The 11643-nt window shown below is 35.5% G+C and carries 10 protein-coding genes; 1 reads left to right on the top strand and 9 read right to left on the bottom strand.

From position 1 onward, the window contains the following. Positions 1-5 precede the first annotated feature (5 nt). The 4 genes from zwf to MKO96_RS14050 all read right to left on the bottom strand — a co-directional run bounded on the left by zwf (position 6) and on the right by MKO96_RS14050 (position 4397). The gene (gene zwf / locus MKO96_RS14065; protein ID WP_240587798.1) at positions 6-1490 is read right to left on the bottom strand and encodes a glucose-6-phosphate dehydrogenase; all 1485 of its coding nucleotides are present in this window, start codon (positions 1488-1490) and stop codon (positions 6-8) included. A gap of 348 nt (positions 1491-1838) precedes the next feature. After that, positions 1839-2387, bottom strand: coding sequence for a glucose-6-phosphate dehydrogenase (locus MKO96_RS14060; protein WP_226545143.1), 549 nt, complete (start codon positions 2385-2387; stop codon positions 1839-1841). A gap of 89 nt (positions 2388-2476) precedes the next feature. Further along, a complete protein-coding gene (locus tag MKO96_RS14055; protein ID WP_240587797.1) occupies positions 2477-3430 on the bottom strand; it encodes an NADP-dependent oxidoreductase in 954 nt (317 codons plus the stop codon). 13 nt (positions 3431-3443) lie between these two features. Then, positions 3444-4397, bottom strand: coding sequence for an LLM class oxidoreductase (locus MKO96_RS14050; protein WP_088097106.1), 954 nt, complete (start codon positions 4395-4397; stop codon positions 3444-3446). Between the two features lie 329 nt (positions 4398-4726). Between MKO96_RS14050 and MKO96_RS14045 the strand changes: the two genes are divergently transcribed. After that, positions 4727-5722: a zinc-dependent alcohol dehydrogenase family protein gene (locus tag MKO96_RS14045; RefSeq protein ID WP_240587796.1), complete on the top strand. Its 996-nt coding sequence runs from the start codon at positions 4727-4729 to the stop codon at positions 5720-5722. Positions 5723-5932: 210 nt separating this feature from the next. On the opposite strand, the gene MKO96_RS14040 is transcribed toward MKO96_RS14045, so the two are convergent. The 5 genes from MKO96_RS14040 to MKO96_RS14020 form a co-directional block, all read right to left on the bottom strand. Further along, on the bottom strand, positions 5933-6532 hold the full coding sequence (locus MKO96_RS14040) for a nitroreductase family protein (protein ID WP_240587795.1): 600 nt from the start codon (positions 6530-6532) through the stop codon (positions 5933-5935). Positions 6533-6905: 373 nt separating this feature from the next. Further along, on the bottom strand, positions 6906-7979 hold the full coding sequence (locus MKO96_RS14035) for a WD40/YVTN/BNR-like repeat-containing protein (RefSeq protein WP_240587794.1): 1074 nt from the start codon (positions 7977-7979) through the stop codon (positions 6906-6908). A 404-nt stretch (positions 7980-8383) separates the two neighbouring features. Beyond that, positions 8384-9223, bottom strand: coding sequence for an aldo/keto reductase (locus MKO96_RS14030; RefSeq protein WP_240587793.1), 840 nt, complete (start codon positions 9221-9223; stop codon positions 8384-8386). A 15-nt stretch (positions 9224-9238) separates the two neighbouring features. After that, the gene (locus MKO96_RS14025; RefSeq protein WP_240587792.1) at positions 9239-10453 is read right to left on the bottom strand and encodes an MFS transporter; all 1215 of its coding nucleotides are present in this window, start codon (positions 10451-10453) and stop codon (positions 9239-9241) included. Between the two features lie 635 nt (positions 10454-11088). After that, on the bottom strand, positions 11089-11565 hold the full coding sequence (locus MKO96_RS14020) for a heme-degrading domain-containing protein (RefSeq protein ID WP_240587791.1): 477 nt from the start codon (positions 11563-11565) through the stop codon (positions 11089-11091). Positions 11566-11643 lie beyond the last annotated feature (78 nt).

The raw sequence follows: 11643 nt of genomic DNA, 5'->3' as shown, positions 1-11643 counted from the left end.
AGTACTTATTTTTCCGTTTCTTGATCTAACCACCATTTAAATCCACTCTCTTGCAATAATTCATTAGACGCATCTGGACCATATGAACCAGACTCATATTCATGAAGTGGTAATAAGTTCTCCTCAAATGCTTCAAGAATTGGTTGTACCCATTCCCATGAAAGTTCAACTTCTCTCCAATGTGCAAAGAATGTAGCATCTCCACTCACAGCATCATGAATGAGTCTTTCATACGCTTCAGGTACTCCCACATCCGCTTGCTCGCAAGTAAAGTTAATACGCATCGGTTCAATCTCTCCATTTTTCAATGGATTTTTACTATTTAACTGTAATGAAACATTTTCACCTGGGCTAATTTCAATTATTAATAAGTTAGGTTCTGCATTTGGGTTATTATCTTGATATTGCTGTTTTAACGTATTTTTAAATTCGATTACAATACGAGTAGACTTTTCTTTCATTCTTTTACCTGTTCGTATATAGAAGGGAACATCAGTCCAAAATGGATTATCGATCCACAAGCGAGCAGTAACAAATGTGTCTATGTTAGAAGCAGGATTTACTCCAGGCTCCTCTTTATACGCTACAACTTGCCCACCTTTTATCTCTCCTGAAGAGTATTGGCCGCGAATGATATGCTTCTGAACGTCTTCTTTTTTCACTTTACGAAGCGTCTCCATTACCTTTCGCTTTTCCTCTCGAATTTCACATGCGTTAATTTTTTCCGGCAGATTCATAGCAGTCATCATTAATATTTGTAACATGTGATTTTGAACCATATCACGAATGGCTCCGGCGTGATCATAATATCCGGCTCTTTCTTCAACCCCAACCGTTTCACTTGCTGTAATTTGTACATTTGCTATATGTTCTTTGTTCCAAATCGATTGGAGAACAGGATTTGCAAATTCTAGTGCTTCAAGGTTTTGAATCATCGGTTTACCTAAATAATGATCAATACGGTATATCTCGTCTTCTTCAAACGTGCGACTAAGCTTATCATTAAGCTCACGAGCAGATGTAAGGTCGTGCCCAAACGGTTTCTCAATCATTAGGCGTTTCCATCCATCCGTTTTATCAAGTCCGCTTTCCTTAATATTTAAAGCAATGGTCTCGAAAAATTCAGGTGCAACGGAAAGATAGAACATTCTATTACCTTTTATATGTAGTTCCTCTTCCCTTTCACGAACGACTTGTAATAATCTCTCATAGTCTTCCGGCTTACTCACATCTAATGGACAATAACGAAAATTATCTAAAAAACCTTCGAGTTCTGTAGTACCTTCTTCTCTATGACGGGAAAACGTCTCTATTGATTCTTTTATTCTTTTTTGAAAATCTATATGAGATACTTCACGTCTTCCAAGCCCAATAACGGATATTTGCTTTGGAAGCTTTTGATCTCTATATAAGTTATATAGTGCGGGGTAAATTTTACGTTTCGCTAAGTCCCCTGTCGCTCCAAATAAAACAAAGGTCATTGATTCCAATTTTAGTCCCCCTCTTGTTGTATAATCCTGGTCAATATATTAGAAATGAATTGTACAGAAGCCCATGTTTTATAAAAAACAAAGAGTTATCAAATTCCAATTCTTTTTTATACCTTTCGCTTTCTAATTGTCCCCAATATTAATAGTGCCAATTCAAAGCATTTCTACCACAACTTACTTATTTATCGAACTTAACAAACTAATATATATCCAATTACTTTTAGTAATCAAATAACCTTACGTCTAGTATATTAACTATATAAATTACTATCGTCAATAAAAATGTCTCGAAATAAAGATTCTTTATTTCACAATATTTTTTTGTGTATTCCTAGTTACCATTCATTTTCAAAGATAATGATCAATACAATAAATATCAGCTTTATAAAAACTTTTAATTACCTTCGTATTTAACTCACGAGCAGATTTTACATTATGACCAAAAGGCTTTTCTATAATGAGACGGTTTAATCCTTTTGTAGCCCACAATCCACTCTCTTTAATATTTAAAGCAATCACATCAAATACTTCTGGTACAACAGATAGATAAAACATACGGTTTTCAGGAATGTTTAATTCTGTTTCACGCTTTTTTACTAGGCTCAGTAAATCTTGATAGCCCACTATATTCGCTGTATCTAATTGACAATAACGAAATGTGCTAATAAATTCTTCTACTCCTGATTCGTCATCAGTAGATATTCTAGAAAATGTAGCAAGGGATTGTTCTACCTTTGTTTGAAATTCCACATCTGACATTACCTTTCTGCCAATACCGATAATCGAAATAGATTGTGGTATATTTTGATTACTAAATAGTTTATATAAAGCAGGATAAATTTTGCGTTTCGCTAAATCTCCTGTCGCTCCGAATAAAAGAAATGTCATTGAATCCATTTGTTCTCTCCCTTTTAAAACAATTGCTAGAATAGAATATATAAGCTCATTCGCTACTTAGCATAATACTGTCTCTACAACCTCATACTTTACCAATGTTTCTTCAATACAATTTTGCCAAGAGCACGTTCTGACTCACTTATGTGGTGCGCTTTTTTTACACCTTCTACATGTAAAGGCAACACATGCGTTACAACAGGTTTAATCTTCCCGCCCTCAATTAATTCTGTAATAAGAGAAAGTTCATATCCGTTAGGTTCAGTAAATATATGTTCACTCTCAATATTTTTCTCTCTTGATATTTCAGTTTGCGAAATTTCCATACCTTTCGGACCATAAATAGACGCTAACTTTCCATTTGGTGCAAGCACTTTATAACTATCCTTTAGTACATCCTCGCCTAACACATCAAATACAATATTGTAATTATGCAGAAGTAAAGAAAAGTCTTCTGTTTTGTAATCAATGACAGTATCAGCGCCTAGATCCTTTACAAACTGCATGTTTTTCGTACTAGTTGTAGTTGCAACATGTGCGCCGAAACTTTTCGCTAATTGAATAGCAAACGTACCAATCCCGCCAGATCCAGCATGAATTAAAACCTTATTACCTTTTTGAACATTTGCGAACTTCACTAAACTTTGCCAACTTGTCAAACCTACTAGAGGGATTGATGCAGCTTCTTCAAAAGATAGATTTCTCGGTTTTTTCGCCACATACTTCTCATTTACAGCCACGTACTCTGCATAAGTGCCGTTTCGTTCAATATCCGGACGACTATATACTTCATCCCCCACTTTACATGCTGTTACGTTTGGCCCTATACCAGCAACTACACCTGCAACATCCCATCCTAAAACGAGCGGGAAGTTATAAGTAATTACGTCTTGAAGTAAACCTTCACGTATTTTCCAATCTACAGGATTTACACCAGCTGCATAAACTTCAATCAGTACATCGTTGTCTCCCAATAGCGGTGTCTGCATTTCAATCTCTTGTAGTACACTTGTATCTCCATATTGCATAAGTCCTATCGCTTTCATTCTTTCCACTCCTTTACAATGCTGGGAAATGAGGTAGTACTTCTTCTCCTAGCTCATCCAATACTTCGTCAGCTGGACGTTGACCATCAAATAGAGCAAGGAATAAATGATTCACACCAATACTTTTATATATATCAAGTAATTCAATTAGTGCCTTACGCCCTGTACGGTAACCTAAACGTATCGGTGTAGGACGTTCATTTGGATCTTCAGATAAGTCTAAATGCATCGGTTGTATAAATGGTTTGAATACATCTGGATGATAATCCTCTACTCGTTCTCTCCATTGTCCAATTGCTGCAGCCTGATGTACCGGACTACGTGGATAATACATCCATCCATCTCCATGTTCAGCGAACCAGTCCATATTTTGCTGACTAAAACCTGTGATAAAGGTTGGAACACGTTTAGACGGTTTTGGAACTAAATTTGCACCATGCACTTCTCCTAATGTCGACTCAATTGTTGGGAAGTTTTTATACAAAATCTCTTCCAGGTAAGCAAACGCTTCTCTAAACTTTTCACCTCTTGTTTCATGACTAACACCTAACGCTTTAAAATCAGCACGTCGGTCACCGGATGAAACGCCGAGCATAATTCTTTCTGGAAACAGTTGATCTAATGTCGCAATTTCTTTCGCCACACGCAATGGATGGCGAAGTGACAATACGGTTGCCGACGTTCCAAATGCGATTTTCTCTGTTTTACTTGCTAAATACGTTAAATAAATCATCATATCGTAAATTTGACCTGTTGCAGGATCGCCAAAATCAGGGTCTTGCAGCAATACATCGCGAAGCCATACACCTGTAAAACCATATTGTTCTGCTTTTTGCACTAACTCTACTTGTTTTTCCATCGTTGGAGCATGAAACTGATAATTTTCAATCGGAATGTGAACTCCTAATGTAAGTTGATCTTTCGCAAACATACGATTATATCCAAAATGGTTCGCAAACTTTTCCATGTGTTTCACTCACTCTCCTTCATTCATATAAATCTATAGTTTTCTTTACTTTTTATATTTCTTCTCAAAATTCATGAGCAGTACTGTAACACCACATTGTTGCCGATTGTAATCGTTATAACTTTCTTTGTGCTACGAGTGTTATTATAAATCGGTCATAACATGAATAACAGTACGTACTTTAAAGTGATGTAGGCACTTTTAAGTACCTATACTAAGTGAGTAATAATAAAGTGAAACTTTAATCAGCCCTTACTAACCAAATTCAAAATATTATACTTATTTTCCGTACTTTGCTATGCTATAACCACAAACAGGAGGTATACACAATGAAAGCACAAATTATCCATTCTTTTGGGGATTCATCTGTATTTCAATTAGAAGAAGTTTCAAAACCGAAACTTTTACCAGGTCATGTTCTAATCCATGTAAAAGCAACAAGTGTAAATCCAATCGATACAAAAATGCGTAGTGGTGCCGTTTCAGCAGTCGCTCCTGAGTTTCCAGCTATATTACACGGAGATGTAGCTGGTATTGTCATTGAAGTAGGAGAAGGTGTTTCGAAATTCAAATCTGGGGATGAAGTATACGGATGTGCCGGAGGTTTTAAAGAAACTGGAGGTGCACTTGCAGAATTTATGCTTGCTGATGCACGACTGATTGCTCACAAACCTAACAATTTAACAATGGAAGAAGCAGCTGTCTTGCCATTAGTTGCAATTACAGCTTGGGAATCTTTATTTGATCGTGCAAATATTAAACCTGGTCAAAATGTACTCATTCACGGAGCTACTGGTGGTGTAGGTCACGTAGCCATCCAATTAGCTAAATGGGCAGGTGCTAAAGTTTTTACAACAACTTCTCAGCAAAACAAAATGGAAATAGCCCATCGTCTAGGAGCCGATATAGCTATTAATTATAAAGAAAAATCTGTTCAAGAATATGTGCAAAAACATACGAATGGAAACGGATTTGAAGTTATATTTGATACGGTAGGTGGCCAAAATCTCGATCATTCTTTTGAAGCTGCTGCAGTCAATGGAACTGTCGTAACAATTGCAGCTCGTTCAACCCATGACCTCTCTCCTTTACACGCAAAAGGACTTACTCTGCACGTTACTTTTATGGCGTTAAAAATATTACATACAGATAAACGTGGCGCTTGCGGGGAAATTTTAACTAAACTAACTCAAATAGTAGAAGAAGGAAAACTTCGTCCATTGCTAGATTCGAAAACTTTTACTTTTGATGAAGTTACACAAGCACATGAGTATTTGGAGTCGAATAAAGCAATAGGTAAAATAGTGTTAAAAAACGCTTGGTAACTATAACTCGATACTAAAAATAATGATTCATTCGTGCTGTTTAGCTTAATGCGTAGATTAATTGTACAAATGTTAAACAAGGCGATCAAAAATGATCGCCTTGTTCTTTTTAAAAATATAATAGTGTTTTTCCGAATTTCATCAATAGCATATCCCTAACCCTAGAGCGATAACTCTACTATAGCTAGACCGTATTATTACATTTGAATATTACTTATGAAATTTCACACGCTCTTCAAGCGGTTGGAATTCTTTTTCACCTGGTGCAGCTGTTGGATTACCAAATGGCATTTGTGCAATTAGTTTCCAATTAGCAGGGGCATTCCATTCTTGTTTTACCTCATCGTCAATTAGTGGATTATAATGTTGTAAAGATGCCCCTAATCCCTCTGCTTCTAGACCTGCCCACACGACTAATTGGTGCATACCTGATGCTTGGTGTGACCAAATTGGGAAGTTTTCAGCATATGCAGCAAATTTTTCTTGAAGCGATTTAACGATAGCCTCATCTTCAAAGAATAGTACTGTTCCATAACCAGCTTTAAAAGAATCCATTTTTTGTTGCGTTCCTGAAAAATCTCCATCTCCAACTACTTTTCTTAATGTTTCAGTTGTAATATCCCATAATTTATTATGAGCTTCACCAAATAATACAACTAATCGCGCAGTTTGAGAATTGAAAGCGGATGGAGTATATTTCACAGCAAACTCCACGATTTCTTTAATTTTTTCATCCGATACTTGTACCTCTTTATTAATCCCATAGTAAGTACGTCTTTCTTTTAGTGCAGTATAGAAATCTTTTGTCATAATTCAATTCCTCCTGAGTTTTAATATTCTTCAAAATGATATATCTCGAAGATAATATGCGTTTAAATGAGTCCATTTTTGAATCATTGAACTTCATAACACCCATTGCCAATCACTCTGAATCTATACACACCGCTTCCTTCAGTTGCCCTAAAAAAGCCTTATAACACTATTGATAAAATCTAGTGATCATTCGGTACTATTTTACCCATTCTCTATTCATGTATCCTGCTTGTTTCATATTTACACAAATATAACTTTAACCGACAAAAAGCCAGGTAGCATGAATAACGCATCACCTGGATTTTTACATTTTAAATTTAAATTCAACTAAATATTACTAATGAACTGTAGTAGAAACTATACTCGTCACTTATTTAATAATTAACATCTCATAAGGATGTTGTTCCATAAATCTATTCTCCCAAGGAATCTCTAATGATGTCCAATTTGAACCACCGTCTACTGACTGATAAACTCCTTTATTGCTAAATAGATAGAACGTTCCATCACCTGTTGCCTTTAATACTGGTATGATTGTTCCTTTAGGAGTTGGTAAACCTGCACTCATTTCTGCCCAAGGCTGATCTTTTTCTTTCTTATAAATAAATGATTCACAATTTCCATTACTGTAATCATGCGCTACGTGTGGATTTGAAGATGTCGCGATAATAATATTTTCTGGATCATTTGGGTTAACTGCCATTTGATATGCGTAATGATGCTTTAGCCCACTACACATATAGTTCCAAGTCTTACCTCCATTATTGCTCTCCGCATATTCTTGACCTGGTTCTTTCAAGAATGAATCACCTAACACCCCGTATAAACGATTTGGAGCATTGCGATGTGATTTAAGAATGTGAATATCTTGAGGATAGTTCCCCTCTTTTTCCTCAGTCCACGTCATACCGCCATCTACACTTTTAATTAATCCCCCAACCTCAATCGTTGTATAAATAGTTTCTGGATTATTAGCATCAATTTCAATGTGTTTTACATGGTGTGTATATGTTCGTTGAGGAAAGAACCATGATGAATACGATGGCATTTGTCGATAATCAGTTAGCAGCTCAAAACTGTCTCCCCCATTTTTAGATACAAACATTGCGCTCGGTTCAGTTCCTACATATACGATTCCGTTACCGTCATCACCCTTCGCTGGAGATACAGAAACTGCTGTAACAGCTTTCATATGAATAGCATTGGCTGGGAACACTTCACCAAAAGAAGGCAACGTACCAATCGCTTCCCATGAACTTCCTCCATCTTCGCTTCTCCATAATCCCCTATCAAAAGTACCACAATACATTCTTTCTTGGTCGTATGGATCAGAAGCTAACGCAACTGGATTAGCACCTACAAACTGCGATTGGACGCTCCATGTTGAGTCTTTTTTTTCTGCAATTACAAGTTCTCTATCAAACGCTAATACGAATTTTTCCATAACTAAAATCTCCTCGTTTCATAAATTCCCTACTATATTATTTAAATTTTGAACATTACCAGTTAAGAAATAGTTTTTATATGCTATAGCATATAAAGGATAAATTATATAATAAATATGTGATAATAACTTACCTTATATAATTTGTTAACTTCACATCAGTACGATGAACAGGATGTCCTGTTAAATCATATAAGTCTATATGCCACCTCCAAATAAATTACAATATACATGCTATAGCATACATAATATAGAATGCATTATTTTATGTCAAACTTTATACTATTTTAAAATCAGTTTTCCACATAGCCTAAAACAATCCAAAAATCATAAACAGAAACACTTTATTGAATAGAAACTATAAAAAAAGAGCGCAATTTTTTGCACTCTTTTACTCATTTCTATTAGAAATCAAAGTTATCAGGATCTGGACCAACGCGATGATTTTGATTTAACGCATCGATTTTTTCCATATCTTCTTTCGTTAATTCAAAGTTAAACACATCAGCGTTTGCAATAATACGGTGTTCTTTCGTTGATTTTGGAATTGTGATTACTCCATTTTGAAGATCCCAACGTAAAATAACTTGCGCTGTTGTTTTACCGTATTTCTCAGCAATTGCTTGTAATGTTTCGTTATCTAATAACTGACCTTGCATAAGTGGTGACCATGCTTCCATTTGAATACCTTGTTCTTTACAGAAAGCTTGTAATTCTTTTTGCGTTAAACGAGGGTGGTATTCTACTTGGTTAATCATTGGTTTAATTTCTGCATCTTTCATTACATCTTGTAAGTGATGAATTTGGAAGTTACTTACGCCAATTGCACGTACACGCTTTTCTTTATAAAGTGTTTCTAACGCTCTCCACGTATCTTTATATTTCCCTTCTACAGGCCAGTGAACAAGATACAAGTCTAAATAATCTAGTTTTAATTTTTTTAAACTCTCTTCATATGCAGCGATTGTTTCTTCATATCCTTGATCTGCGTTCCATACTTTTGAAGTGATAAATAATTCTTCTCTTGAAATCCCAGTCGCTTCAATACCTGCACGGATTCCTTCACCTACAGCTGTTTCATTTCCGTAAATCGCCGCTGTATCGATGCTACGGTATCCTGCTTTAATTGCTACTTTAATCGCTTCTACAAGTTCTGGTCCTTCTTCTACCTTAAATACACCTAAACCAAACCAAGGCATTTCTAAACCGTTATGCAATTTTGTTTTACTTTGTAAGTTTTTCATTTTATTTTCTCTCCTTTATTTTGCTTGATCTCTTTTTTCTAATGTCATACTCCATGCTGTTAAAACAACAGCACCTACTACCATAATGCCGCCTACCCAAGCCGTATGAATTAACCCTAACGAATTCGTTACAATACCACCTAAATAAGCACCAAGAGCAATCCCAGCATTAAACGCCGCAATATTAATTGCCGATGCAACATCGACAGCACTCGGTACAAATCGTTCAGCTAACATTACGACATATACTTGTAACCCTGGGACATTCATAAATGCGAATAGTCCCATGAAAATAATTGTGATTAACCCAGCTACCTTAAATGGTGCTGTAAATGTTAAAACAAATAATATAATCGCTTGAATAAAGAACATGTAAAATAGCGCTCGAATTGGATTATGATTCGATAATTTTCCGCCAATCACATTCCCTATCGCAATGGCGATTCCATACACTAATAAAATGATAGTAACCGTATTAGCTTTAAATCCTGTTACTTCTTGTAATAACGGAGATAAATACGTAAATGTTACGAATGTTCCCCCATATCCTAATGCAGTAATGACGAAAACTAGTAACAGTCTTCCGTTCGTAATCAATTTAAACTGATCACGGAATGATACAGACGTACCTTTTTTCATATTAGATGGAATGAGAATACTATTTGCGATTAAGGCAATAATTCCAATTACCACAATTGCTAAAAATGATGTTCTCCAGCCAAATTGTTGACCAATAAATGTTCCAATTGGTGCCCCTGTAATAGTTGCAACTGTTACACCAGTAAACATAATGGCAATCGCGCTAGCACGCTTATTTTCTGGTACGAGTGCCGCAGCAATCGTTGAACCAATTGACATAAACACGCCATGCGAAAGTGCAGAAACAATTCGCGCAATAAGTAATACAGTGAAGCTTGTTGCTACCGCTGCGATTCCGTTACCAATAATGAAAATAATCATAATCCACATTAATAACGTTTTTCGTGACATATTAGCTGTTAATGACGTTAATACTGGAGCACCAAACGCTACGCCTAACGCATATAAAGAAACTGTTAAACCAGCTGTTGTAACCGACACATGTAAGTCTTCTGAAATAGATGGTAATAAACCGACACTAACAAATTCAGTTGTCCCAATCCCGAACGCACTAATTGCTAGCGCTAATAACGCAAATATACTTCTTCGATTCGTCCGAACTTCTGAAGACGACACTGTATATGAATTCAATTGAGTTTCCCCTCTTCCCTATAATTCCTATCATAATAGTGCGATAAAAAGGCCCTTTTATCTTTCAAAAAATATATTTAATCTCTACAAACGCTATTATGAGCGGTTTCATTCTCTTTTTAGTACCGTAAAACTTGTCTCTCTCTTACATGTACTATTATGAAATATATTTAACATAATGAATAGTACGCACTTTAAAGTGCTGTAGGTACTAAAAAGTAACATAGTTAATTACTAGTACCATAAAGCTTGTTTCCCTCTCACATGTGCTATTATGAATGATATTTAACATATTAAAAAGTACGTACTTTAAAGTACTATAGGTACTAAAAAGTAACATTTATATAACCTAGCTTATTTTGCTCAAAAGTTGAAATCTACATTCCATGAAGAAGGCTTTCAAATGAAGGAATACCCTTTTCCCGTAGAGGCAACTTTAGAGGACATTGCTTAAAAATGTAAAGGACCATGTTCATTACCGCAGACAAATAATAAAAAGGCAAAAACGAACAGAAATATGTTCATTTTTGCCTTTTTTATTTAATAATTAAAATGTACGACTTTTGGAAAGGAAATCTGCATTAACTCCCGTTACACCACTTTGCCCACTAAAGTTAATTATTTATTCACTACAACTATTGGTTTAAATGATTTTTAACTGCCCTTATTACCAATTCGTGATCTTCTTCTGGTGGTAATCCTGAAACTGTTATCATTCCAATAACCCCTACATCTTTTATTTGAACAGGAACGCAGCCACCAAACGCAGCATAATCCGACCTATTTAAAAGATATTTTTCATTATATGGAACACCCGTTATTTCACTTTGTATTTGCATATAATACGAGCTATGATTATGCAAAGAAACAACTCGTTTTTTACGCTCAATCCATTGCGTATTTTCCGCAGTTGTCCCTGTCATCTTGAAATGAAATAGTTGCACACCATTTTTCGCTATATCAACAGCAATCAATTTCCCTTCCTTTTTCGCTGTTTCAACGATAAATAAACCTATTTGCAGTGCATCTTCATTTGTAAACGAGGAAAATTGAAGTGTTTCCTCCTCTATTAAAATTTGTTTACTGATTTCATTCAAATTTGAAGTACTCATATGTTTATCCATCCCCCTTACTCACTTTATGCCACATTGATATTTTTGAATTTCTGTGACTCTATCGTACGAGCTTTC

The organism is Bacillus sp. ES1-5 (assembly GCF_022487605.1).
Taxonomy (GTDB): Bacteria; Bacillota; Bacilli; order Bacillales; family Bacillaceae_G; genus Bacillus_A; species Bacillus_A wiedmannii.
The sequence above is the reverse complement of the archived record's forward strand: the minus strand, read 5'-3'. Positions and strand labels throughout refer to the sequence as shown.